This window comes from Streptomyces sp. NPDC054842, from assembly GCF_053611025.1.
The window spans coordinates 116,045-141,344 of the sequence record NZ_JBSGZN010000004.1; the positions used below are offsets into that span (position 1 = coordinate 116,045).

13 protein-coding genes and 1 tRNA gene are annotated in these 25,300 nt (G+C 72.7%); 11 read left to right on the forward strand and 3 right to left on the reverse strand.

Annotated features, from left to right (window positions below):
• Nucleotides 1-4: 4 nt before the first annotated feature.
• Nucleotides 5-2,605: a DEAD/DEAH box helicase gene (locus ACWGIS_RS04905; protein ID WP_453360989.1), complete on the reverse strand. Its 2,601-nt coding sequence runs from the start codon at nt 2,603-2,605 to the stop codon at nt 5-7.
• A gap of 81 nt (nt 2,606-2,686) precedes the next feature.
• Here ACWGIS_RS04905 and bldG point away from each other — a divergent pair, with 81 nt between their 5' ends.
• From bldG to ACWGIS_RS04960, 11 genes are all read left to right on the forward strand, one after another.
• A complete protein-coding gene (gene bldG / locus ACWGIS_RS04910; protein ID WP_010986038.1) occupies nt 2,687-3,028 on the forward strand; it encodes an anti-sigma factor antagonist BldG in 342 nt (113 codons plus the stop codon).
• A 128-nt stretch (nt 3,029-3,156) separates the two neighbouring features.
• Nucleotides 3,157-3,600: an ATP-binding protein gene (locus ACWGIS_RS04915; RefSeq protein ID WP_453360990.1), complete on the forward strand. Its 444-nt coding sequence runs from the start codon at nt 3,157-3,159 to the stop codon at nt 3,598-3,600.
• A 316-nt stretch (nt 3,601-3,916) separates the two neighbouring features.
• The gene (locus ACWGIS_RS04920) at nt 3,917-6,325 is read left to right on the forward strand and encodes a sodium-translocating pyrophosphatase (RefSeq protein ID WP_453360991.1); all 2,409 of its coding nucleotides are present in this window, start codon (nt 3,917-3,919) and stop codon (nt 6,323-6,325) included.
• 205 nt (nt 6,326-6,530) lie between these two features.
• A complete protein-coding gene (locus ACWGIS_RS04925; protein ID WP_453360992.1) occupies nt 6,531-7,121 on the forward strand; it encodes a small secreted protein in 591 nt (196 codons plus the stop codon).
• 246 nt (nt 7,122-7,367) lie between these two features.
• Nucleotides 7,368-8,885: a DUF7059 domain-containing protein gene (locus ACWGIS_RS04930; RefSeq protein ID WP_453360993.1), complete on the forward strand. Its 1,518-nt coding sequence runs from the start codon at nt 7,368-7,370 to the stop codon at nt 8,883-8,885.
• Nucleotides 8,886-9,366: 481 nt separating this feature from the next.
• Complete coding sequence (locus ACWGIS_RS04935; RefSeq protein WP_453360994.1) at nt 9,367-9,564, forward strand: hypothetical protein; 198 nt, start codon at nt 9,367-9,369, stop codon at nt 9,562-9,564.
• Between the two features lie 259 nt (nt 9,565-9,823).
• Nucleotides 9,824-12,637, forward strand: a complete 2,814-nt coding sequence (topA, locus tag ACWGIS_RS04940; RefSeq protein WP_453360995.1) for a type I DNA topoisomerase — start codon at nt 9,824-9,826, stop codon at nt 12,635-12,637.
• A gap of 144 nt (nt 12,638-12,781) precedes the next feature.
• Nucleotides 12,782-16,105, forward strand: coding sequence for a dTMP kinase (gene tmk, locus ACWGIS_RS04945; protein ID WP_453360996.1), 3,324 nt, complete (start codon nt 12,782-12,784; stop codon nt 16,103-16,105).
• Nucleotides 16,106-16,524: 419 nt separating this feature from the next.
• Entirely contained in the window at nt 16,525-17,730 is a 1,206-nt protein-coding gene (locus ACWGIS_RS04950; protein ID WP_453360997.1) for a DNA polymerase III subunit delta', read from the forward strand.
• A gap of 85 nt (nt 17,731-17,815) precedes the next feature.
• A complete protein-coding gene (locus ACWGIS_RS04955) occupies nt 17,816-19,474 on the forward strand; it encodes an alpha/beta hydrolase (RefSeq protein WP_453360998.1) in 1,659 nt (552 codons plus the stop codon).
• 107 nt (nt 19,475-19,581) lie between these two features.
• A tRNA-Thr gene (locus ACWGIS_RS04960) sits at nt 19,582-19,655 on the forward strand.
• A 76-nt stretch (nt 19,656-19,731) separates the two neighbouring features.
• On the opposite strand, the gene ACWGIS_RS04965 is transcribed toward ACWGIS_RS04960, so the two are convergent.
• Together ACWGIS_RS04965 and ACWGIS_RS04970 are read right to left on the reverse strand one after the other, a co-directional pair.
• Nucleotides 19,732-20,502 carry a hypothetical protein gene (locus tag ACWGIS_RS04965; protein ID WP_453360999.1) on the reverse strand — a complete coding sequence of 257 codons (771 nt, stop codon included), beginning with the start codon at nt 20,500-20,502 and terminating at the stop codon, nt 19,732-19,734.
• Nucleotides 20,503-20,516: 14 nt separating this feature from the next.
• Nucleotides 20,517-25,292, reverse strand: a complete 4,776-nt coding sequence (locus ACWGIS_RS04970) for a putative T7SS-secreted protein (RefSeq protein WP_453361000.1) — start codon at nt 25,290-25,292, stop codon at nt 20,517-20,519.
• Nucleotides 25,293-25,300 lie beyond the last annotated feature (8 nt).

Genomic DNA, 25,300 nt, shown 5'->3' on the forward strand with positions numbered 1-25,300 from the left:
CGGTCTAGAGCGGGGCCTGCGGGTCTCCCCGTTCCTCCGGGTCGCCCAGGCCCACGGGGGCCGGCGGTCCCAGGAGGTCCGGCCGGTCCTGGGGGTCCCTCGGGTCGGGCGGGGCCTGTTCCGACGGACCCTCCGCCGGGCGGTCGGACGCCTCAGGCTCGGGGGCTCCCTGGAGCAGCACCGTGAGCAGCCGCACGGCACCCCGCTTGTGCAGCGGATCGTTGCCGTTGCCGCACTTGGGGGACTGGATGCAGGACGGGCAACCGGCGTCGCACTCGCAGGAGGCGATGGCCTGCCGGGTGGCGGTCAGCCAGGCGCGGGCGGTGTGGAAGGCGCGTTCCGCGAAGCCCGCGCCGCCAGGGTGGCCGTCGTACACGAAGACGGTCGGCAGGAGGGTGTCCGGGTGCAGCGGGAGGGAGACGCCGCCGATGTCCCAGCGGTCGCAGGTGGCGAACAGCGGCAGCATGCCGATCGAGGCGTGCTCGGCGGCGTGCAGGGCGCCACCGAGGATCTCGGGGTTCACCCGGGCGGCGTCCAGCTGGTCCTCGGTGACCGTCCACCAGACGGCGCGGGTGCGCAGCGTACGGGGAGGGAGGTCGAGTTTGGTCTCGCCGAGCACTTCGCCGGTGATGAGCCTGCGGCGCAGGAAGGAGACGACCTGGTTGGTGACCTCGACGGAGCCGTAGCACAGGCGGCCGTCGCCCCAGGGGACCTCGACGTCCGTCTCCAGGACGGAGATGGAGGTCGTGTCGCGGGCGACCGTCGAGTACGGCGGAGCGACTTCCTCGACCAGGGCGACGGAGTCCTCCAGGTCCAGTTTCCGCACCAGGTACGTGCGGCCCTGGTGGAGGTGGACGGCGCCCTCGTGGACCGCCGTGTGCGCGGCGCCCTCGTCCACGGTGCCGAGGAGCCGGCCGGTGCCCGACTCGACGACCTGGACGGGGCTGCCCCCGCCGCCGCGGATGTCGGTGAGGTCCGCGGCGCGTTCCCGGCGGGTCCAGTGCCAGGCCTTCGTGCGGCGGCGCAACAGCTTCGCGGCCTCCAGCTGCGGCAGCAGATCCGACGCCGCGGGACCGAAGAGGTCGAGGTCCTCGTCCGTGAGAGGTATCTCGGCGGCGGCGGCGCACAGGTGGGGTGCGAGGACGTAGGGGTTGTCGGGGTCGAGGACCGTGGACTCGACGGGCTGGTCGAAGAGGGCCTCGGGGTGGTGCACGAGGAAGGTGTCCAGCGGGTCGTCGCGGGCGACCAGGATGGCGAGCGCGCCCTGCCCGGAGCGTCCGGCGCGGCCCGCCTGCTGCCAGAGGGAGGCGCGGGTGCCGGGATAGCCGGCGATGACGACGGCGTCGAGGCCGGAGATGTCGACGCCGAGTTCGAGGGCGGTGGTGGCGGCGAGGCCGAGGAGTTCGCCGGAGTGGAGGGCGCGTTCGAGGGCGCGGCGTTCCTCGGGGAGGTAGCCGCCCCGGTAGGCCGCGACACGCCGGACCAGTGAACGGTCTGTCTCGGCGAGCCGCTCCTGGGTGATGACCGCGATCAGCTCGGCGCCGCGGCGGGAGCGTACGAAGGCGACCGAGCGCACGCCCTGGAGGGTCAGGTCGGTGAGGAGGTCCGCGGTCTCGGCGGTGGCGGTACGCCGTACGGGTGCGCCCTTCTCGCCGTGCAGCTCGGTCAGCGGGGGCTCCCACAGCGCGAACACGAGTTCACCGCGCGGGGAGGCGTCGTCGGCGACCTCGACGACGGGCAGGCCGGTGAGGCGGCCCGCGGCGACGGAGGGCTCGGCGGCGGTGGCGGAGGCCAGCAGGAAGACCGGGGAGGAGCCGTAGCGGGCGCAGAGTCGGCGCAGGCGGCGCAGCACCTGGGCGACGTGCGAGCCGAAGACGCCGCGGTAGGTGTGGCACTCGTCGATGACGACGTAGCGCAGGGACCGCAGGAAGGAGGACCAGCGGGGGTGGGACGGCAGGATCCCGCGGTGCAGCATGTCGGGGTTGGTGAGGACGTAGTTGGCGTACTGACGTACCCATTCGCGTTCCTCGACCGGCGTGTCGCCGTCGTAGACCGCGGCGCGCACGGCGTTTCCGAGCGGTTGTGAAAGTTCCTTCACGGATCGGCACTGGTCTGCCGCCAGGGCCTTGGTGGGGGCCAGGTACAGGGCGGTGGCGCCGCGGCCGTTCGGGGCCTCGGAGCCGTCCAGGAGGGCCGTCAGGACGGGCGCGAGGTACGCCAGGGACTTGCCGGAGGCGGTGCCCGTGGCGACGATCACCGACTCGCCGTCGAGGGCGTGCTCGGCGGCGCGTGCCTGGTGGGCCCAGGGGTGCTCGATGCCGGCGGCCTGCACGGCGGCGACGACCTCGGACCGGATCCGGTCGGGCCAGACGGCATGCCGACCCGCACGCGGGGGCAAGTGCTCCGTATGAGTGATGCGCGAAGCCCGGCTCGGCCCCGAGGCGAGCCGGTCCAGGACCGTGCCCGGCGAAGGGCTGGAAGCGGTGTCCGTCCGGGTGTGATCGGATCGGTGATTCTTGGCCATCGGGACCGAGTGTGTCACTGGCGTGACGGACAATGGAGCCAAGGCGTCGTGCACGCCTGCCGGTAAGTGATTGAATGCCATCGCGGCTGGCGAACCGTCCCGGGGGCTCTGCCGAGGTGTCCCTTGGGATGACCGCTCGATTAGCAAGGTGCTGGAGGATCCGTGGACCTGTCCCTGTCGACCCGTACCGTCGGCGATCGTACGGTCGTCGAGGTCGGTGGCGAAATCGATGTATATACCGCGCCGAAGCTGCGCGAACAGCTGGTCGAGCTGGTGAACGACGGCAATTTCCATCTTGTCGTCGACATGGAGGGCGTGGACTTCCTCGACTCCACCGGGCTCGGCGTGCTGGTCGGCGGCCTCAAGCGTGTGCGTGCCCATGAGGGCTCGCTGCGGCTGGTCTGCAACCAGGAGCGCATTCTGAAGATCTTCCGTATCACCGGCCTGACCAAGGTGTTCCCCATCCACACCTCCGTCGAGGAAGCGGTGGCGGCCACCGACTGACCCGTCCGACGGGCCGCGTGCCACAGGACGGCAGCAGTCGCGTGCCCAGGACGGCAGAAGCAACGCGGGGGGACGGGTCTCGGCGGCCCGGCCCCCTGACAGCACGCCCGTAGTTCTTAGGGGGATGCATGGCCACCGTTGAACTCCGCTTCAGCGCGCTGCCCGAGCACGTCAGGACCGCCCGACTGGTGGCGGCAGCGGTGGCGCGCAGGGCCGGAGTGGACGAGGCCGTACTCGACGAGGTCCGGCTCGCCGTGGGCGAGGCCTGCACCCGTGCCGTCGGGCTGCATCAGAGCAGCGGTACGTCGGCGCCGGTCCGGGTGTCACTGATCGAGGACGAGAAGCAGTTCTCCATCGAGGTCGGTGACGAGGCGCCGCGTTCGGCCCCGGGCGACCGGGTGCCCGGCGCTCGTGGCGCGTCCGACGAGCCGGACGTGGAGACCGAGGAGGACGAGATGGGCCTCGCGGTCATCAGCGGTCTGGTCGACGACGTCGAGGTGACCGCCGGCGAGAACGGCGGACTGATCAGGATGAGCTGGCCGACCACGCCGCCCGCCGCGCTCATCCCGTGACGCCTCCGGCGTAACCCCCCGAGACACAAGCGCTCCACCCGTAGTACCTCAAGGGCCCTGCTCAGCGGGGCCCTTTTTGGTGCGCGGTGCGAGGGGGCGCCTTTTCGTGAATTCATTCACGATCGGTTCCCGTGCCGTGGAACTCGGGCGTCAACGCTTTTGGGCCATTACCGCTTTCGGGTTCCGCGTTCACAGGCGATCATTTACCGAAGGGCCTGTGAAGGCCAATTCTGTTTGCCGCACACTGTTTTGATCAGGTTCCGGTACCTACAATCCGTCCACATCTTGAGCTCAGCCCAAGCGTCAAGGAGGACGAATGGCGGGGCTTTCTACCCCTCATGAGTTTGACCACCCCACTACCCTCGCAGCCGCGGTACTGACGGACGACAACCGCATCATCGTGATGGTGATCGGGGTCGTCGCGCTCGCGGCACTCGTGGTCGCCGGAATCCTGGTGCGCCAGGTCCTCGCCGCGGGCGAGGGCACCGACAGCATGAAGGAGATCGCGAAGGCGATCCAGGAGGGCGCCAATGCCTACCTGGGGCGGCAGATGAAGACACTCGGCGTATTCGCCGCCGTGGTGTTCTTCCTGCTCATGCTGCTGCCCGCGGACGACTGGAATCAGCGGGCGGGCCGATCGATCTTCTTCCTGATCGGCGCGGCGTTCTCGGCGGCCACCGGTTATATCGGCATGTGGCTCGCCGTACGCAGCAATGTCCGTGTGGCCGCCGCCGCACGGGAAGCGACTCCGGCGGAGGGCGAGCCCGAAAAGGATCTCACCGCCGTCTCGCACAAAGCCATGAAGATCGCTTTCCGCACGGGCGGCGTGGTCGGCATGTTCACGGTGGGGCTCGGTCTGCTGGGCGCCTCCTGCGTGGTGCTGGTGTACGCCGCCGACGCGCCGAAGGTCCTGGAGGGCTTCGGTCTCGGTGCCGCGCTGATCGCGATGTTCATGCGTGTCGGCGGCGGCATCTTCACCAAGGCCGCCGACGTCGGCGCCGACCTGGTCGGCAAGGTCGAGCAGGGCATTCCGGAGGACGATCCGCGCAATGCCGCGACCATCGCCGACAACGTGGGCGACAACGTCGGCGACTGCGCCGGTATGGCCGCGGACCTGTTCGAGTCGTACGCGGTGACGCTGGTCGCCGCGCTGATCCTCGGCAAGGCCGCGTTCGGCGACTCCGGGCTCGCGTTCCCGCTGATCGTCCCGGCGATCGGGGTCGTCACGGCGATGATCGGCATCTTCGCGGTGGCGCCACGCCGGGCGGACCGCAGCGGGATGAGCGCCATCAACCGCGGCTTCTTCATCTCCGCGGTGATCTCGCTGGCCCTGGTGGCGCTGGCCGTCTTCACCTATCTCCCGTCGTCCTACGCCGATCTGGACGGGGTCACCGACGCGGCGATCCAGGGCAAGGGCGGCGATCCGCGGATCCTCGCGCTCATCGCCGTCGCGATCGGCATCGTGCTGGCCGCGCTGATCCAGCAACTGACCGGCTACTTCACCGAGACGACCCGCCGGCCCGTGCGGGACATCGGCAAGAGTTCGCTCACCGGCGCGGCCACCGTCGTCCTCGCCGGCATCTCCATCGGACTCGAATCGGCCGTCTACACCGCCCTGTTGATCGGCCTCGGCGTGTACGGGGCGTTCCTGCTCGGTGGTACGTCGATCATGCTGGCGCTGTTCGCGGTGGCGCTGGCCGGCACCGGCCTGCTGACCACGGTCGGTGTGATCGTGGCGATGGACACCTTCGGCCCGGTCTCCGACAACGCGCAGGGCATCGCCGAGATGTCCGGCGACGTCGAGGGCGCGGGCGCCCAGGTGCTCACCGACCTGGACGCGGTGGGCAACACCACCAAGGCCATCACCAAGGGCATCGCCATCGCCACGGCCGTCCTCGCGGCCTCGGCGCTCTTCGGCTCGTACCGGGACGCGATCACCACGGCCGCGGACGAGGTCGGCGAGAAGGTCTCCGGCAGCGGCGCTCCGCTCAACCTGATGATGGACATCTCGCAGCCCAACAACCTGGTCGGGCTCATCGCCGGCGCCGCGGTGGTCTTCCTCTTCTCGGGGCTGGCCATCAACGCGGTGTCCCGGTCGGCGGGGGCCGTGGTCTACGAGGTGCGGCGGCAGTTCCGCGAGCATCCCGGGATCATGGACTACACCGAGAAACCCGAGTACGGGCGCGTCGTCGACATCTGCACCAAGGACGCCTTGCGTGAACTCGCCACGCCCGGACTGCTCGCCGTGCTGACGCCGATCGCGATCGGGTTCACGCTCGGGGTCGGCGCGCTCGGCTCGTTCCTCGCGGGGGCGATCGGCACCGGCACGCTGATGGCGGTCTTCCTCGCCAACTCCGGTGGCGCCTGGGACAACGCGAAGAAGCTCGTCGAGGACGGCCACCACGGCGGCAAGGGCAGCGAGGCGCATGCCGCGACGGTGATCGGCGACACGGTCGGCGACCCCTTCAAGGACACCGCGGGACCCGCGATCAACCCGCTGCTCAAGGTGATGAACCTGGTGGCGCTGCTGATCGCGCCCGCGGTCGTCAAGTTCTCGTACGGCGACGACAAGAGCGTCGGTATGCGGGTACTGATCGCGGTGCTGTCGTTGCTCGTGATCGTGGGCGCCGTCTACCTCTCCAAGCGACGCGGGATCGCCATGGGTGACGAGGACGACAAGGCGGAGCGGTCCGCCAAGTCGCCTGATCCGGCGGTGGTTTCGTAGCCACGGGAAAGGCACGCCTGGCCGGGTACCGGTCAACGGGCGGGCGGGCGGCGCACATTGACGTGCCGTCCGCCCGCCCGTGTCCGTTCACGCTGTCGTTGTTAGCCTTATCTCGCTTGGTGCAAATGGCTGCAATAACGGATCAAGCGGACGTTCGTCACGCGGTTGTCCCCCACTTGGCGTGTATGTTCCGGGGCCGAGAGCCATGGAAGGGACCAATCCGGTGAACAAGAAGCTCGCGGCCGCGGTGTCCGGCGGTGCGGTACTGGTGATGGCGCTGTCGGGATGCAGCAGCGACGACGGCAACAAGGAGCTGGACGCCTGGGCCAAGAAGGTCTGTGACGCGGTGAAACCGCAGGCGCAGAAGATCGAGGCCGCCAACGCCGCGATCCAGAAGGAGACCTCGGACAACAGCACGCCCAAGGCGGTGCAGTCGACCGACTCCAAGGCGTTCCAGGACATGTCCGACGCCTACAAGGCGATCGGCACCGCCGTGGACAAGGCCGGACCGCCGAACGTCGACAACGGCGAGAAGAAGCAGACCGACGCGGTCAAGGAACTCAACGGCATCTCCTCCTCGTACGCCGACCTCAAGAAGCAGGTCGACGGGCTGAACACCAAGGACCAGGCGAAGTTCGCCGACGGTCTCAAGGACGTCGCCACCGAACTCGACAAGCTGAGTCAGAGCGGGAACGACGCACTGAAGAAGCTCGAGGAGGGCGATGTGGGCAAGGCCATGGCCCAGCAGGAGAGCTGCAAGAGCGCGTCCGGCTCGCCCGAGGTCACCAAGGGCTGAGCGGCCCGGCCCGTCCGGTCCCCGGCCCGCGCGACACACCCGGGCCGGGGGCGCCGCGGTGGGTCCGGATTCCGGCCGCCGGTGCCGGGCGCCCGTACGCACGTCGTGGGGCACCGGCGTGCCTGCCCGCGTGTCGTCGCCCGGCACAGACGCGGGTGCCCGGCGCTCACCGCGCCCTCGCCCGGCCGGTGCCGGTGCGCGTGCCCGCCACAGCGCCACCGGCGCCCCGCGGGTCACAATGGGGTGGTGAGCCACACCAGCCTGTCACCGCTGCCCTCGTCCGACCGTCCCGACGTCGCCGCCTGGCTGCGGGACGCCCTGCTGCGGGCGTCCTACACCGCCGACGGGATGCTCGACCTGCTCGGAGCGCCCGCGTACGCGGCGCTGGCGCGCAGCGAGACCGTGCCCGCGCTCCGGGCGACCCGCGGGGACACGCCGCTGGAGGCGCTCGTACGGCTGTTCCTGCTGCAGCAGCCGGTGCCGCACGCGCGCGTGGCGGACGTGCTGCCGGTCGCCGAGTGCCTGGACAGCGGCTGGCTGACGTCGGTCGGCGGCGACGAGGTGGCCGCGACCGTGGACATCCGGCCGTACGGCGGGACCGACGGCGAGGACTGGTTCATCGTGTCCGACCTCGGGTGCGCGGTCGGCGGAGCCGGCGGCATCGGCAGCCGCGAGGAAGGCGTCGTGCTGGGCGTCGGCGGAGCGTCCACCACGCTCGCCGGGATCACCGTGCGCACGCCCGTCGCCTCCGCGCTCGACCTCGGCACCGGCTCCGGGATCCAGGCGCTGCACACCGCCCAGCACGCCACGCACGTGACGGCGACCGACCTCAATCCCCGCGCCCTGCACATCACCGCGCTCACCCTGGCGCTGTCCGGCGCCCCGGCGGCCGAGCTGCGCGAGGGCTCCCTGTTCGAGCCGGTCGGCGACCGGACGTTCGACCTGATCGTGTCGAACCCTCCCTTCGTCATCTCGCCCGGTGCCCGGCTGACCTACCGGGACGGCGGGATGGGCGGGGACGATCTGTGCCGCACGCTCGTTCAGGAGGCGGGGGAGCGGCTGAACGACGGGGGGTACGCGCAGTTCCTCGCCAACTGGCAGCACGTGGAGGGGGAGGACTGGCAGGACCGGCTCCGCTCGTGGGTGCCGCGCGGCTGCGACGCGTGGATCGTGCAGCGCGAGGTGCAGGACGTCATGCAGTACGCCGAGTTGTGGCTGCGGGACGCGGGCGACCACCGCAGTGACCCCGCCGAGTACCAGGAGCGGTACGACGCCTGGCTCGACGAGTTCGAGGCGCGCAAGGTGAAAGCCGTCGGCTTCGGCTGGATCACGCTCCGCAGGACCGGCGCCGCCGAGCCCTCGATCACGGTCGAGGAATGGCCGCATCCGGTCGAACAGCCGCTCGGGGACGCCGTGCGCGCGCACTTCGAGCGCGTCGACTTCCTGCGGGCGCACGACGACGCGGCCCTGCTCGCCGGGCACTTCCGGCTCGTCGCCGAGGTCGTCCAGGAGCAGGTCGGGCTGCCCGGCGCCGAGGACCCGGAGCACGTGGTGCTGCGCCAGCACCGCGGGATGCGCCGCGCCACCAAGGTGGACACGGTCGGCGCCGGCTTCGCGGGCGTGTGCGACGGCACGCTCAGCGCGGGGCGGATTCTGGACGCCATCGCGCAGCTGGTCGGCGAGGACCCGGTCCTCCTGCGCGACCGCACGCCCGAGCAGATCCGGCTGCTGGTGGAACAGGGTTTCCTCGAACCCGCGCAGTGACCGGCGACGGCGGCCGGGCGTGAACCGTCACCGGGCGTCCGGGCGGGCGGGAGTGTCGCCGGGCGCCGGGGCGGATGCGTGGTCGCACCTCCGGGCGGGAATGTCGCCGGGCGTCGTGATGGAAGCGTGGCCGGGCCTCCGGCCGGGAGTGTCGCCGGGCGTCGGGGTGGAAGCGTGGCCCGGCGTCGGGGGGAAAGCGGAAGCGCGCGTCCGGCGGAAGCGTCGCCGGGCGTCGGGGTGGAAGCGTGGCCGCGCGGCAGGCGGTAAAAGCGTCCCCCGCGAGAATCCGGCCACGACGGATTGGACACACCGGCGGGCGACGCGGCGGGCACCGCTCCCCGGCGGGGGGCCGTGGCCGCCGGTCCCGCCCGGGGCGCACCGGGACCGCCCTCCGCTCCGCGTTCACCGTGGGTTTCCCCGCCCGCCGTCCGGGCGTGCCAGCCTCCCGAGCCTGGACCACCGGGGCGGGAAGGACACAGCGATGGAGAGCGGACCGGCGATCTTCGCGGGGACGGCGTTCGCCCTGTTCGGCGCGGGACTGCTGACGTGGACCGCGGTACGGCTGCGGCACCGCGAGCCCGTCGCCCTCGGTGTGAACCCCGTCGCATCGGCGGCGCTCGCGAGCCTCGCGGCGGCCGGTGCGCTGGTGCTCGGCGTGTGGTGCTTCACGCGCGCGTAGGGAGGGGCTCCCCGGCCTCCGGACGGATGGCCGCCGGTAATTGAGAGGTCACGCTCCGGATGGGGGCGAAACAGCTGGTCGCCACTCCGGGCGGCAGGAATGGCGGTAGTCGGGTTACCGTTCGAGTGGCCGTTGCGGGCTTTTCCCGTTTGACACGGGGGCGGGATGTACCGTCACACTCCGCAGCGTCAGCACGACACGACCCCCGGGAGCAAGGCCTGGGGAGACCCCCCGCGTCGATCCGGAGAGAAGAGCGAAGTTGTCCCCGACCAGCGACACCGCACACGGCGGCCGCCGACTCGTCATCGTCGAGTCGCCCGCCAAGGCGAAGACGATCAAGGGCTACCTCGGCCCCGGCTACGTCGTCGAAGCGAGCGTCGGGCACATCCGCGACCTCCCCAACGGCGCCGCGGAGGTGCCCGAGAAGTACACCGGTGAGGTGCGCCGCCTCGGTGTCGACGTCGAGCACGACTTCCAGCCCATCTATGTCGTCAACGCGGACAAGAAGGCGCAGGTCAAGAAGCTCAAGGACCTGCTGAAGGACTCCGACGAACTCTTCCTCGCCACCGATGAGGACCGCGAGGGCGAGGCCATCGCCTGGCACCTCCTCGAAGTCCTGAAGCCCAAGGTCCCGGTCCACCGGATGGTCTTCCACGAGATCACCAAGGACGCGATCCGCAGCGCCGTCGCCAACCCGCGCGAGCTCAACAAGCGCATGGTCGACGCCCAGGAGACCCGCCGCATCCTCGACCGCCTCTACGGCTACGAGGTCTCGCCGGTCCTGTGGAAGAAGGTCATGCCGCGGCTGTCGGCGGGCCGTGTCCAGTCCGTGGCCACCCGCCTCGTCGTCGAGCGGGAGCGCGAGCGCATCGCCTTCCGCTCCGCCGAGTACTGGGACCTGACCGGCACCTTCGGCACCGGCCGCGCGGGGGACGCGAGCGACCCGTCCAACCTGGTCGCCCGGCTCACGACGGTCGACGGCAAGCGCGTCGCCCAGGGCCGCGACTTCGACTCCCTCGGGCAGATCAAGAGCCCGAACACGCTCCACCTGGACGAGACGAACGCCCGCGCGCTCGCCGCCGCCCTCCAGGACACCGCCTTCGCGGTCCGTTCGGTCGAGTCCAAGCCGTACCGCCGCTCGCCGTACGCCCCGTTCCGTACGACGACGCTCCAGCAGGAGGCCTCGCGCAAGCTCGGCTTCGGCGCGAAGGCGACCATGCAGGTGGCCCAGAAGCTGTACGAGAACGGCTTCATCACCTACATGCGTACGGACTCCACCACCCTGTCGGACACGGCGGTCACCGCCGCCCGTGCCCAGGTCACGCAGCTGTACGGGGCCGACTACCTGCCGGCCCAGCCGCGCACGTACGCCGGGAAGGTCAAGAACGCCCAGGAGGCGCACGAGGCGATCCGTCCCTCGGGTGATCGTTTCCGCACCCCGGCCGAGACGGGCCTGACGGGCGACCAGTTCCGGCTCTACGAGCTGATCTGGAAGCGGACCGTCGCCTCCCAGATGAAGGACGCGGTCGGCAACTCCGTCACCGTCAAGATCGCGGGTCGGGCCTCCGACGGCCGCGACGCCGAGTTCAGCGCGTCCGGCAAGACCATCACCTTCCACGGCTTCCTCAAGGCGTACGTCGAGGGCGCGGACGACCCGAACGCGGAGCTGGACGACCGCGAGCGCCGGCTGCCCCAGGTCGGCGAGGGCGACGCGCTCTCCGTCGAGGGGATCACGGTCGACGGCCACGCCACCAAGCCCCCGGCCCGCTACACCGAGGCCAGCCTCGTCAAGGAGCTGGAGGAGCGCGAGATCGGCCGCCCGTCGACGTACGCGTCGATCATCGGCACGATCCTCGACCGCGGCTACGTCTTCAAGAAGGGCACGGCGCTCGTCCCGTCGTTCCTCTCCTTCGCCGTGGTCAACCTCCTGGAGAAGCACTTCGGGCGGCTCGTCGACTACGACTTCACCGCCAAGATGGAGGACGACCTCGACCGCATCGCGCGGGGCGAGGCCCAGTCCGTGCCGTGGCTGAAGCGGTTCTACTTCGGCGAGGGCGAGGCCACCGGTGCCGCGGAGGCGGGCAACGGCGACGGCGACCACCTCGGCGGCCTCAAGGAACTCGTCACCGACCTGGGCGCCATCGACGCCCGCGAGGTGTCCTCCTTCCCGGTCGGCAACGACATCGTGCTGCGCGTCGGCCGCTACGGGCCCTACGTCGAGCGCGGGGAGAAGGACGCCGAGAACCACCAGCGCGCCGACGTCCCCGAGGACCTGGCCCCCGACGAGCTGGACGTCGCGTACGCGGAGGAGCTGCTCGCCAAGCCCAGCGGCGACTTCGAGCTCGGCGCCGACCCGGCGACCGGCCACCAGATCATCGCCAGGGACGGCCGCTACGGCCCGTACGTCACCGAGGTGCTGCCCGAGGGCACCCCGAAGACGGGCAAGAACGCCGTGAAGCCGCGTACGGCCTCGCTGTTCAAGACGATGTCGCTGGACACGGTGACGCTCGAGGACGCCCTCAAGCTGATGTCGCTGCCGCGGATCGTCGGCAAGGACGCCGAGGGCGTGGAGATCACCGCGCAGAACGGCCGCTACGGCCCGTACCTGAAGAAGGGCACGGACTCGCGGTCGCTGACCTCCGAGGACCAGCTCTTCACCATCACGCTCGAAGAGGCGCTCGCCATCTACGCGCAGCCCAAGCAGCGTGGACGCGCGGCCGCCAAGCCGCCGCTGAAGGAGCTCGGCGAGGACCCGGTCAGCCAGAAGCCGGTCGTGGTGAAGGACGGCCGCTTCGGCCCGTACGTCACCGACGGCGAGACCAACGCGACCCTGCGGTCCGGCGACAGCGTCGAGGACCTCACCCCGGAGCGCGGCTTCGAGCTGCTCGCCGAGAAGCGCGCCAAGGGCCCGGCCAAGAAGACCGCGAAGAAGGCGCCGGCCAAGAAGGCGGCGACGAAGAAGGCCCCGGCCAAGAAGACCGCCGCGAAGAAGACGACGGCCGCGAAGACGACCGCCAAGAAGGCTCCGGCCAAGAAGACCACCGCCAAGAAGACGGCCGCGTCGGAGGGCTGAGACCGCCCGCCGGACCCCACCGGCACCCGGCCGCGGCCGACTTCGGCTACCCGCTCGCGGACGCCCCTACACCTTCGGGTGTGGGGGCGTCCGTATGTTCGGCCGCCCCTTCGGGGAGCTGGCCCCTCCGGATAGGCTGTCAGGATGACGCGAGCCGAGCAGCCAACGGCCCACCACCGGGCCCCCGACGACGCCCTGGTCGCAGATTCCCGGGAGCGTGCCGTGCGCGCACTCCTGCGGCGACCCCAGTTGAAACGGCTGTGGAGCGCACAGCTCGTCAGCGGGGTGGGCGACGCCCTCGCCCTGCTGGTCCTGGTCGTGCTGGCCCTCCAGGCCGCCATCGCCGAGGGCTCCTTCGGCGGCGGCTACCGCGGGGTGAGCGTCGCCGTGGCTGCCGTCTTCGGGACGCGCATCCTCGCGACCCTCCTCTTCGGGGCCGTACTCCTCGGGCCGCTCGGCTCCCTCACCTCCCAGGACGGTCCGCTCGACCGCCGCTGGACGATGGTCGGCGCGGACGGCGTGCGCGCCGCGCTGCTGATCGTCGCGCCGCTGTGGATCGACTGGACCCCGGATGACGCGCTGGCCGCCCTCCTGGTGACCGCCTTCGTGACCGGTGTCGCCGAGCGCTTCTGGACCGTGTGCCGCGAGAGCGCGGCGCCCGCGCTGCTGCCCGCGCCGCCCCTGGAGGGCGCCACGGTGCGCCCGCTGCCGGACCACATGGACGCCCTGCGGCGCCTGTCGCTGCGGACCGCCTTCGTGACGGTGCCGCTCGCGGCCGCCGCGCTCGTCGTGGTCTCGCTGTTCAACAACCTGCTGGGCGCGGGGCTCGACTGGTTCGAGCAGCACCAGGCGGCCCTCGCCTCGTACGTGGCCGCCGGACTGTTCGCCGCCTCGCTCTCGGTGCTCGTCTCCCTGGAGCTGCCCGACTCGCGGACGCCCCGCGCGCGCTCGCCCCTGGAGGGCCTGCGCCGGCCCAAGACGGGCACCGGCGTCGACAAGGGCCGCACCGGAGCCGTACCGCTGCTGGTGCCGGCCTGCGCCGCGGTCGCCGGAGCCGTCGCGGCCGCCGTCGCCGTCTTCGTGCTCCAGGCCAAGGACCTCGGCGGCGGGCCGGTCACGTACGGGCTGCTGGTGCTCGCGCTGACCGGCGGCGTCGTGATCGGCATCCGTACCGCGCCGTCCCTGCTGCCCTCCCTGTCGCGGCGCCGCCTGCTCGCCCTGGCCATCGCCTTCACCGGCGTCGCGCTGCTCGCCGCCGGACTCGTGCCGGACGTCACCTCGGTGCTGCTGATAGTGGGCCTCGCGGGTGTCGGCGCGGGCGTCGCCGCCAACACCGGGCACACCCTGCTCGACCAGGAGACCGAGGAGTACCGGCGGCCCCGGACGACCGAGCACCTGCACGCCGTCGTCCGGGTGTTCGTGGCGCTCGGTGTGCTGATCGCCCCGCTCGTGGCCGCCGCCATCGGGCCGCACCGCCTGGAGAACGGCAAGTTCGTCTTCGCGCACGGCGGCGCAGCCTTCACCCTGATGCTGGTCGGCGCCCTGCTGCTGCCGGTGGCCGCGCTGGTGCTCGCCAAGGTCGACGACCGCTCCGGCGTCCCGCTGCGGCACGACCTGCGGGACGCGCTGCGCGGCGGTGACGACCCCGCGCAGGCGCCCGCCGCCGCAGGCTTCTTCATCGCGCTGGAGGGCGGCGACGGCGCCGGCAAGTCCACGCAGGCCGAGGCCCTCGCGGAGTGGATCCGCGCCAAGGGCCACGAGGTCGTGGTCACCCGCGAGCCGGGGGCCACCCCGGTCGGCAAGCGGCTGCGCTCGATCCTGCTGGACGTGTCCTCGGCCGGTCTCTCGCACCGCGCGGAGGCCCTGCTCTACGCCGCCGACCGCGCCGAGCACGTGGACACCGTGGTGCGTCCCGCGCTCGAACGCGGTGCCGTCGTCATCTCCGACCGCTACATCGATTCCTCGGTCGCCTACCAGGGAGCCGGCCGCGACCTGTCGCCGACCGAGATCGCCCGGATCTCGCGGTGGGCGACGAACGGACTCGTGCCGCACCTCACCGTGCTGCTCGACGTCTCCCTGGAGACCGCCCGCGAACGGTTCACCGAGGCGCCCGACCGCCTGGAGTCCGAGCCGGCCGAGTTCCACGCGCGCGTGCGGTCCGGTTTCCTGACCCTGGCCGCCGCCGACCCGGGGCGCTACCTGATCGTCGACGCGGGCCAGGAGCCCGAGGCGGTCACCACGGTCGTCCGGCACCGGCTCGACATGATGCTGCCCCTCTCCGAGGCCGAGGTGAAGGCCCAGGAGGAGGCGCGGCGCAAGGCCGAGGAGGAGGCCCGGCGCAGGGCCGAGGAGGAGGCGGCGCGCAAGGCCGAGGAGGAGCGCCTGGAGCGGGAGCGCCAGGAGCAGCTCGCCAGGCTGCGCGCCGAGGAGGAGGAGCGCAAGCAGCGCGAGCTGGAGGAGGCCCAGCGCCGCGAGGCCGAGCGCCAGGCCGAGGAGGCCCGGCAGCGCGCCGAGGAGGCCCGCCGCCGTGCCGAGGAGGAGCGCGTCCGCAAGCTCGCCGAGGAGCAGGCGCGGGCCGCCGAGGAGGAGCGCAGGCGCAAGCAGGCCGAGGAGGAGGCCCGGCTGCGGGCCGAGGCCGAGGAGCGGCGCCTGGAGAAGCAGCGCAAGGCCGAGGAGGCCCTGATGCGGGCGGAGCAGGCACGGCGGGCGGCCGCTGAGGCCGCTGCCGCGTCGGCCGCCGCGGTGAGCGCCGCCACGTCGCTCGGCTCGGCACCCGCGGCCCCCGCGGCCCCTGCGAGGCCGGCGCCGGACGACGACCTGACCGTGCCGACGCCGGTCGTGACCCCGTCGAACGCCACCGGCGGCCCGGCGGACGAGACCGCGGTGCTGCCGCCCGTGCGGCCCGGTGAGCCCGGTGAGCGGGACGCCGGTGCGCGCCGGGACGGCGGGTCCCGTTCCGGTGGCGGATTCCGTCCGGACGCCGAGGAGACGGCCAAGCTGCCGAAGCCCCCGGTACCGCCCTCCGCCGCGGAGGAGACCGCCGTACTGCCCCCGGTGGCGCCCGGCGCGGCGGACGAGACGACCGTGCTGCCCCCGGTCCGGGCGGACCGCCCGGCCGACGAGACCGAGGTGCTGCCGCCCGTACGCGACGCGGGCCGGCCCCCGGCGCGCGGCACCGCGTCCGACCCGTCGGACCGCGTGCCGCCGGGCTTCTTCCGCGACGAGCCCTCCGCGGGCGACGAACGCCGGCGGAACGCGGGCCCGGACACGGCCGAGGGCGGCAACGAACGCACGCGTGAGCTGCCGCAGATCGACGAGACGGGCACCCCGCGCCGTCGCCGCTCCGACTGGGCCGAGGAGACCCCGCTGGACGACCTCCCGACCCTCGCGGACGAACTGCTCGGCCCGCGCGACGACGAGGACGGGGACGGGGGACGCGGCCGAGGCCGGGGCCGACGGGGGCGCTGACCGGGCGTGACGCGACCTCGTAGCGGCGTCGCCTGACGCGGCCCTGAGTCGGCGCCGGGTGGTCCGGCGTGGGAGAGGGGCGCCGTGGCGCCGGGCGTCGGCGGGTCGAGTGCCGGGGGTGCGTGAGGCGGGGAGCCCGGTGGGCTCCCCGCCTTCGTCGTCGCCGGGTGGAGGGGCGGACGGGTGAGGTCGTGGGTTCGTCCTGCGCCTCGCGCCGGGGGGATTCGGTGTCGCCGGGCGGGGGACCGGTGGGGTCGTGGGTTCGTCGCGCGCCTGCGCCTGGCGCAATTCAGTGGGTCGCCGGGCGGGACCAGGTGAGGTCATGGGTCTGTCGTGTGCCTATGCCTGGCGGGGATGTCAGTGCGCTCCCGCACAATGGGACGCGGCAAGGCGACGTGTGACGAAAGGGCGGTGCTCCCATGCCCGTGTGGGACGACCTGGTGGGCCAGGAGAAGGTGACCGTGCAGCTCGTCGGCGCCGCCCGTGACGCCGACGCCCTGGTGACGGCGACCGTCGCGGAGACGGCGCCGCCGGAGGCGTCGAAGATGACGCACGCCTGGCTGTTCACGGGGCCGCCCGGCTCGGGCCGTTCCACGGCGGCGCGGGCGTTCGCGGCGGCGCTCCAGTGCGTCAGCCCCGACCGCGCCCTGGGCGGGGTCCCCGGCTGCGGATTCTGCGACGGCTGTCACACGAGCCTGGTCGGCACCCACGCCGACGTGCAGATCGTCCGCACCGACCTGCTGTCGATCGGCGTGAAGGAGACCCGGGACCTGGTCCGCCGCGCCCAGATGTCCCCGGCGAACGGCCGCTGGCAGGTCATCGTCCTGGAGGACGCCGACCGCCTCACGGAGGGCGCGGGCAACGTCATCCTGAAAGCCGTCGAGGAACCGGCGCCCCGGACGGTCTGGCTGCTGTGCGCCCCCTCCATCGAGGACGTCCTGCCGACCATCCGCTCCCGCTGCCGTCTCCTCACCCTCCGCACCCCGCCGGTGGACGCGGCCGCCGACATCCTCGTGCGCCGTGACGGCATCGAGCCGGCGGTCGCGGCGGCCGTCGCCCGTGCCACCCAGGGGCACATCGGCCGGGCCCGCAGGCTCGCCACGGACGAGCGGGCCCGCGCGCGCCGGGCCGCCGTCCTCAAGCTGCCGCTGCGGATCGACGACGTCGGCGGCTGCCTCAAGGCGGCCCAGGAGCTGATCGACACGGCGTCGGAGGACGCCAAGCAGCTCGCCGAGGAGGTCGACGTCAAGGAGACCGACGACCTGAAGGCGGCGCTCGGCGCGAGCCAGGGCGGCCGGATGCCGCGCGGCACTGCGGGAGTCATGAAGGACCTGGAGGACAAGCAGAAGCGGCGGCGGACGCGTACGCAGCGCGACAGCCTCGACCTGGCGCTGATCGACCTCACCGGTTTCTACCGCGACGTCCTCGCCCTCCAGCTCGGCTCCCGTGTCGCCATCGCCAACACCGAGGTGCAGGACAGCCTGGAGCGCATCGCGCGCGGCAGCTCGCCCGAGGCGACCCTGCGCCGGATAGACGCGATCGCCGCCTGCCGCGAGGCCCTCGACCGGAACGTGGCCCCGCTCCTGGCGGTGGAGGCGATGGCGGTCACCCTGAGAGCGGGCTGACCGGCCGTCGTTGACAGGGTCACTCGTACGAGGCGCTTCTGCCACTGATGGTGACCGATCGATCGCGCAAGGTTACGCTCGCGGGATGCACCTCAGGCGCTCCCCGCGGCCGTCGCGGTCCCCCCGGCCGACCTGGTCCCTCCGTTCCGCTTCCGCCCGGTCCCCCCGCCCGGCCCGGTCCACGGGCGTGCGGCGCCCCCTGCGCACCGGCGGCACGCTGCTCGCCGTCACGGCCCTGCTGGTCTCCGCGTGCTCCTCGGGCGGCTCGACGTCGGCGTCGACGGCGGACGCGGCGCTGACCGCGCTCCCCACGGCCACGCCCTCGGCCCTCTCCCCGTACTACGGGCAGAAGCTCGCCTGGCGCGCGTGCGGTGTCCCCGGCTTCGAGTGCGCCACGATGAAGGCGCCGCTCGACTACGACGATCCCGCCGCGGGGGACATCAAGCTGGCCGTCGCCCGCAAGAAGGCCACGGGTCCGGGGAAGCGGATCGGCTCGCTGCTGGTGAACCCGGGCGGGCCGGGCGGCTCGGCGATCGGCTACCTGCAGTCGTACGCGGGCATCGGGTACCCGGCGGAGGTCCGCGCGCGCTACGACATGGTGGCGGTCGACCCGCGCGGCGTGGCCCGCAGCGAGCCGGTCACCTGCCTCACCGGGCCCCGGATGGACGCGTACACGCAGACCGACGCCACCCCGGACGACCGGAAGGAGCAGACGCAACTGGTCGCCGCGTACAAGGAGTTCGCGGAGGGCTGCGGCCGGCGCTCGCCCAAGCTGCTGCGGCACGTGTCGACGGTCGAGGCGGCCCGGGACATGGACGTGCTGCGGGCCGTGCTCGGCGACGGGAAGCTGCACTACGTCGGCGCCTCGTACGGCACCTTCCTGGGGGCGACGTACGCCGGGCTGTACCCCGACCGGGTGGGCCGGCTCGTGCTGGACGGGGCGATGGACCCCTCGCTCTCCGCCCGCAGGCTGAACGAGGACCAGACGGCCGGGTTCGAGACGGCGTTCCAGTCCTTCGCGAAGGACTGCGTGGGGCAGAGCGACTGCCCGCTGGGCGGCTCGGGCACCAGCACGGAACAGGCCGGCAAGAACCTGCGGGCGTTCTTCGACGCGCTCGACCGGACGCCCGTCCCGGCGGGCGACGCGGACGGCCGGATGCTCGGCGAGGCCCTGGCCACCACCGGCGTGATCGCGGCGATGTACGACGAGTCGGCGTGGCCGCAGCTGCGCGAGGCCCTCACCTCGGCCATGAAGGACAAGGACGGCGCCGGCCTGCTCGTCCTCTCGGACAGCTACTACGAGCGCGACGAGAACGGCCGCTACACGAACTTGATGTTCGCCAACGCGGCCGTGAACTGCCTGGACCTCCCGGCGGCCTTCTCGACCCCCGACGAGGTGGAGAAGGCGCTCCCCGCCTTCGAGAAGGCGTCCCCGGTCTTCGGCAAGGGCCTGGCGTGGGCGTCCCTGAACTGCGCGTACTGGCCGGTCCGGGCGACCGGGGAGCCCCACCGCATCGAGGCGAAGGGCGCGGCCCCGATCCTGGTGGTCGGCACCACCCGGGACCCGGCCACCCCCTACGCCTGGGCCCGGGCGCTGGCCGACCAGCTCTCCTCCGCGACGCTGCTCACGTACAACGGCGACGGCCACACCGCCTACGGTCGCGGCAGCACCTGCATCGACTCCGCGATCAACCGCTATCTGCTCCAGGGAGCCGCCCCTGCGAAGGAGAAGCGCTGCTCGTAGGGCCGTCGCCCGCCCCGGTGCCGAGGGCCCCGGGGCGTGTGCGGAGCACTCCCCGAAACTGTGTAGACTTACCGACGTTGCTGATCGCACCATGGTGCGGACAGCGCGCCGCCTTAGCTCAGATGGCCAGAGCAACGCACTCGTAATGCGTAGGTCTCGGGTTCGAATCCCGAAGGCGGCTCTGCCGAAGCCTCAGGACTCACTCGCCGTGACCTGGGGCTTTTGCTTTTGTGCGGGGGCGGCGCCCCCGCCCGGGGTCACGGGTGTTGGCCCGTCGGGCCGTCCGCGTAGTCCTCGGCCAGGTTGCCGATGAGCGCCAGGAGCGCGTCGGCCCGTCGGCGGTCCTCGGACTGGGTCCGCAGGGCTTGGTGGACCTCGCGGAGGCGGGCCAGGGCGGCGGGCTCGCGGTCCTGCACCGCTTCGAGGAGCGGCTCCGAGACCAGGTCCACGCAGGCGCTGAGCAGCCGGCGGGTGGCCGGGGACGGCGGGGCGGTCTCCGGCGCGGTGTGGACGGCGGTCAGATGGCGCGCGGGGTCGGTGAGGCTCCAGCCGGCGACGGTGCCGTGCTGGACCAGGAGCGCCAGGTCCGGGCCGATCCCGATGCGGGCCTCAAGCGGCGCGTCGAGGACGTCGAGGTCGCGCAGGCAGGTCAGCGCCGCGTCCCCGGGTACGCGGCACAGCACCGTGCACATCTCCAGCCGGACGTCCCGCACCTCGTCCGCGCGGAGGCCGCCCGGGCGCAGCGGGGGCAGAACGGGGACGCGCGTGGTGGTCTCGGCGTAGGACGACACGTACGGCAGCTGGAACTCGGCCGCCACCAGGTCCCGGCTGTCCGGGTCGAAGCGGAGGATGTCCGGGCTGTCCCACAGCCAGTCCTGGCTGCCGAAGGTGGCCGCCAGGAACCGCTCGCGTTCCTCCCGGCCCGTATAGGGCGCGAGGTTCACGGAGTCGCCCGTGAAGCGGGGGGAGGCGGCGAGCGGGGTGTCGGTCACGCTCGCGTGCCAGTCATCGGCGATGGTCAGTCTCATGGTCGGTGCCCGCCTCATTTGATCTGCTCCGCCGGAGCCATGTAGCCGTTCTTGGACGGAATCCTGCCCTCCACGACGTCGGCGTGGGTGATCGGCCCGCCGGGGTCGGTGGGCAGGCCGCCCAGTGCCTGCGCCCCGGAGTCGCCCTTGAGGCCGGACGGACCGTAGGCCGTGATCACGTTGCCGCCTCCGGCGCCGCCTCCCCGGGTCACCACGACGTCCTCGCCCTGCCGGAAGATCAGGTTCCCGCTGCCCGCCGTCGAGTGGTAGATCGCGTCCGGTTTCTTGAGGATCTCCAGGACGCGTTCGTCGCTGAAACCGTGCCGGGTGTCCGCGTGGTAGTTGCCGTCCTTCCTCATCCGGTCGCCCTGGGCCCGCTCCACGACCTCGTCCGCGGTCTTGACGGCCTTCTCCCGGGCCTGCTGGGCCTTCTCCTCCTTCGTGTACTTGGGCATGAGGCCCAGCGGGTCGGACCCGGCGAAGGGGTTGTCCACGTACGCGACCGGGTTCGGCGCGGGAGCGAGGCCGAGGGGGTCGGGGGAGGTGTAGCGGCCGGCTTCCGGGTCGTAGTAGCGGAAGCAGTTGTAGTGGAGGCCGGTCTCGGGGTCGTGGTACTGGCCGGGGAACCGGAGGGGCGTGTAGGTGCTGCTGTCGCGGGCCCAGGCGGTGGTGCCCCAGAGGGTGGACCGGGAGCGCCACGCGATGTCGCCCGACTCGTCGACCAGTTCGGTGGGGGTGCCGACCAGGTCGGTGGCGATGGCGAAGAAGCGGCGGTCGATCTCCGCCTGGCCGTCGTCGGCCGTGAGGATGCGCTCGGTCTGGGTCAGGGGGGTGGCGCCCCGGTGGTCCCAGGTGAGGGCGATCGTGTGCGGCCGGTCCGGCTCGTGGCCGGTCTGTTCGCACAGGGTCAGGCCGTCCCAGGTGAAGCGGACCTCCTCGGCCACGCTCTCGCCGTCGGCCGCCAGGCGTTGTTTGGCGGTGCGGCGGCCGAGCGGGTCGTAGCGGTAGCGCCAGCGGGTGCCGTCGGGGGTGGTCACGGAGGTGAGGCGGTTCTCCGTGTCCCACGTGTAGCGCCAGGTGTCGGGCTTGCGGGAGAGGCGGGTCCTCTGCCGGAGGGTGACCCGGCCGAGGGCGTCGTACGCGAACCGGACGCCGCCGGCCCGGGTGAGGGTGGTGCCGGTGTACGCGCGCGGTCCGGCGGACTCCGCGCCGGGGTGGCCGGACGGCAGCGACGCCGAGGTCAGGTCGCCGGCGTCGTCGTAGGCGTACCGCTCCGTCCAGTCGCGGGCGCGGACGGCGGTGACCCGGCCCGCCCGGTCGAGGTCGAAGGCGCGCGTGCCCGAGAGGTGGTCCGTGACGGAGGTCAGGTGGCCGTCGGCGCGGTAGGAGTAGGCGCGGCTGTTGACGGTGCGGGCGCCGGCGGTGATGTGCTGCGCGGAGAGCCGTCCGGCCTCGTCCCAGGCGGACGTCACGGTGACCGATTCGCCGAGGACGCGGGTCAGTTCACGGCCGGCGGCGTCGTGGGTGAAGTCGACGGGCAGGCCGCCGGTGGTCAGACGGTGGGTCCGTCCGTCGGCGCCGTAGGCGTAGGTGGTGACGTGCCCGGTGGGGGTCGTGCGGCGGGTGCGGCGGCCCAGGGCGTCGTAGGCGTAGGTGACGAGGCGGCCGTCCACCTGTTCCGTCTTGGTGCGGCCGCACCGGTCGTAGCGGTACCGCAGGTCGCCGTCCGGGCCGGTGGCCTCCAGCAGCCGGCCGGCCTTGTCGTGGACGTAGTCGGTGACGCGGCCGTCGACGTCCTTGCGGACCACCTGGCCGAGCCGGTCGCGTGCGAAGGAGACGGTTCCGCCGAGGGCGTCGACGCGGGCGGCGAGCCGGCCCGCGGCGTCCAGGCGGTAGGTGAGGGTGCGGCCGTCGAAGTCGGTCTCGGAGACGACGTCGCCGGCCGCGTCGTACTCGTAACTCCAGGTGAGGCCGCGCGGGTCGGTGACGCGGGTGAGGCGCAGCTCCTTGTCGTGCGTGAACTCGTAGCGGGCGCCGTCGGGTTGGGTGCGGGCGACCGGCAGGTCGAAGTGGGTGTACTCGAAGCGGGTGACGCCGCCGGACGGGTCGGTGTGGGTGAGGCGGTTGCCCTCGCCGTCGTGGGTCCATGATTCGGTCGCCCCGTCGGGGCCCGTGCGGTGGGCGAGTCGGCCGTCGGCGGACCAGCCGAGGAGGGTGACGGCGCCCGTCGGGTCGGTGACGCGGACCGGGCGGCCCAGGCCGTCGCGTTCCGTGCGGGTGACGGCGCCCGCCGGGTCGGTGACCTCCACGGGCAGTCCCGCCGCGTCGCACACCACGTGGGTCGTGCCGCCGAGGGCGTCGGTGACCGAGGTGAGGCGGCCGGCGTCGTCGTAGGTGAAGCGGGTGGTGGCGCCGGACTGGTCGGTGACCGCCGTGCGGTTGCCCCGGGCGTCGTAGGCGTGGACCATCCGGGTGCCGTCCGGCCCGGTGACCTCCACCGGCAGCCCGAACGGGCCGCGTACGGCCCGTACTTCGCCTCCGTCCGGGCGCACGGTGCGGACGGGACGGCCGTGTTCGTCGTAGGAGAAGGCGGTGGTGTGGCCCAGCGGGTCGGTGCGGGTCGCGAGGCTGCCGTCCGGGTGGTACGTGAACCGGGTGGTGCGGCGGAGCGGGTCGGTGACGGCCAGGAGACGGCAGCCGGCGCCGAACAGGTGGCGGGTGGTGTGCCCCTGGGCGGTGGTGAGGGTGGTGGTGCGGTGGCCCGTCCGGGGGTCGGGTCCGGTGTAGGCCAGGGTGATCTGGACGTGCCCGGCCTCGCCGCCCTCGGCGATCACACGGTCCTGGTCGTCGTAGACGTAGTCGTAGCGGCTGCCGTTGGAGTCGGTCCAGGCGATGACGCGGTGCCGCTCGTCGTAGAGGAAGGTGGTGGTGGCGCCCGACGGCCTGGTGACGGTGGCGAGGTCGCCGTCCCGGTAGCCGTAGCTCATCAGCCGCAGGTCCGTGCCGTCCTCGCCCGCGCCCGCCAGGGACAGACCCGTCACCAGGCCCTCCACGGTGGTCAGTTCGAGGCGGTGGCCCGCCGAGTGGACCACGGCCAGCGGCAGGCCGTCGTCGGCGCGGTCGACGGTGACGGTGTGGCCGTTGCGGTCGGTGAGGTCCGACAGCCAGGCGACGCCGTCGTCTCCGGGTTCGCGGCCGGGCGGCGCGGTGAAGCGGCGGACCAGGCCGGTGTCGGGGTCGGTGACCGTGTAGCCGCCGTCGGTGTCCCGCGCGAGGCGGGTGCGGAAGCGGCCCGGCCGCGGCGCGGTGGGCAGGCCGGGGGCCGGGTGCGGGTACGGGATCAGCAGCCCGTCGGCGGTGACGTGCACGACGCCGATGGCGTCGATCTGCAGGCGTTCGTCGACGGTGGACGTCCAGGCGGTCCCGAGGAAGCGGCCGGCCGTACAGCCGGACTCGGTGCGGCGGGTGAAGACCAGCGGCAGGATGCCGGGCAGTTCGACGTCGGTCTGGGGCAGGTACATCCGGCCCGAGGCGAGGTCCACCGGGTCGGTGCCGTCGCTGACGCGCTCCCCGTCGGGCCGGCTGTGCGTGCCGTCCGGGCTGTCGTCCATCAGCCTGCGCAGCCGGGCCGCCTCGGCGGCGTCCTCGGCGAGGCGGACGCCCTTCACGGCGGCGCCGCCGCCCCCGGTGGCCGCGGTCAGCGCGAGGTCGGGGATCAGCCGCCCGAAGCCCTCCGCCGGGTCCTTCATGAAGTCGCCGATCATCTGCTTGCCGGTGCCGACCGGGTCGTTGGCGGCGACGACCAGCCCCGCGGCGAGGCTGTTGAGGGAGGTGGCGTACTCGGCGGGGTGCGTGATGTTGTACGGGTCCGTCGGGTTGACGCTGCGGACGAAGTTCAGCAGCCCGGCGGTGCCCTTGATGAGGCCGCCGCCGACGTGGTCGCCCATGAACTGGGCCTCCTGGAGCCCGTCACGCAGCTGCTCGGCGTACGACGGCTTGCGGGGGGCCATGTCGCGGGCGGCGCGGACGGCCGAACGCGCCGTCTCCGCCGCCGTGTTGCGCTGCGTGCGGGCGTCGGCGAGGAGGTCCTGCGCCTCCTGCATCAGCTTCTTGCCGGGGTCCTCGAAGGTCGCGGCGGGCTTCGGCGGGAGGGAGGCCGGGTCGCGCCTGTCGGCGGGCTGCGCGTTGTAGCGGTCGACGGCGCCGTTGTAGTCGTCGACCTTCTTGCGGTGGGCGTCGGCGGCGTCCTCGGACGCCTTCACGCCCTTCTTCCACTTGTCGATCGCGGTCTGCGCCTGTCCCTGCGCCCAGGTGACGGTGTCGGCGAACGTCTCCAGGGCGCCGACCGCCTTCGCGACGGAGTCGGCGGCGGTGTACCACTTGGGCGGCTGAGTGCCCACCGCGGTGCGCAGCGCCTCGGCGGCCTCGCCCTTCAGCCGCGACGAGTCGAGGCCCCTGAGTCCGTCGCCGGTGTCGTCGAACGCCGTCTGGAAGGTACGCAGGGTGGCGGCGGTCGCGTTGATCTTGGCGGGACTGCCGTAGACCAGCTTGGTCTTGTCCTCGGTCTGCCCGAGGTCCATCTCCTCGACCTCGGCGCCCAGCCGGTTGGCGACCGAGCGGGACTGCTCGCGCACCCAGTCGGCGCCGGACTCCCAGCCGACGTCGTCCAGCCGGTCGGCGGTCCAGTTGCCGGCGTCCTCGACCCGGTTGCCCACCCACTCGGCGCCGTCCTCGACCGCGTCCTCGACCGAGTCGGGGGTGATGTCGCTGATGAAGTCGCCGATGCCCATGCCCGGTT

Excerpts from the sequence above, each read along its gene's own strand:
- ACWGIS_RS04905 (WP_453360989.1), bottom strand. The coding sequence starts at position 2,605 with ATGGCATTCAATCACTTACCGGCAGGCGTGCACGACGCCTTGGCTCCA.
- ACWGIS_RS04915 (WP_453360990.1), top strand. The coding sequence starts at position 3,157 with ATGGCCACCGTTGAACTCCGCTTCAGCGCGCTGCCCGAGCACGTCAGG.
- ACWGIS_RS04920 (WP_453360991.1), top strand. The coding sequence starts at position 3,917 with ATGGCGGGGCTTTCTACCCCTCATGAGTTTGACCACCCCACTACCCTC.
- ACWGIS_RS04925 (WP_453360992.1), top strand. The coding sequence starts at position 6,531 with ATGGAAGGGACCAATCCGGTGAACAAGAAGCTCGCGGCCGCGGTGTCC.
- ACWGIS_RS04935 (WP_453360994.1), top strand. The coding sequence starts at position 9,367 with ATGGAGAGCGGACCGGCGATCTTCGCGGGGACGGCGTTCGCCCTGTTC.
- tmk (WP_453360996.1), top strand. The coding sequence starts at position 12,782 with ATGACGCGAGCCGAGCAGCCAACGGCCCACCACCGGGCCCCCGACGAC.
- ACWGIS_RS04950 (WP_453360997.1), top strand. The coding sequence starts at position 16,525 with ATGCCCGTGTGGGACGACCTGGTGGGCCAGGAGAAGGTGACCGTGCAG.
- ACWGIS_RS04955 (WP_453360998.1), top strand. The coding sequence starts at position 17,816 with ATGCACCTCAGGCGCTCCCCGCGGCCGTCGCGGTCCCCCCGGCCGACC.
- ACWGIS_RS04965 (WP_453360999.1), bottom strand. The coding sequence starts at position 20,502 with ATGAGACTGACCATCGCCGATGACTGGCACGCGAGCGTGACCGACACC.
- ACWGIS_RS04970 (WP_453361000.1), bottom strand. The coding sequence starts at position 25,292 with ATGGGCATCGGCGACTTCATCAGCGACATCACCCCCGACTCGGTCGAG.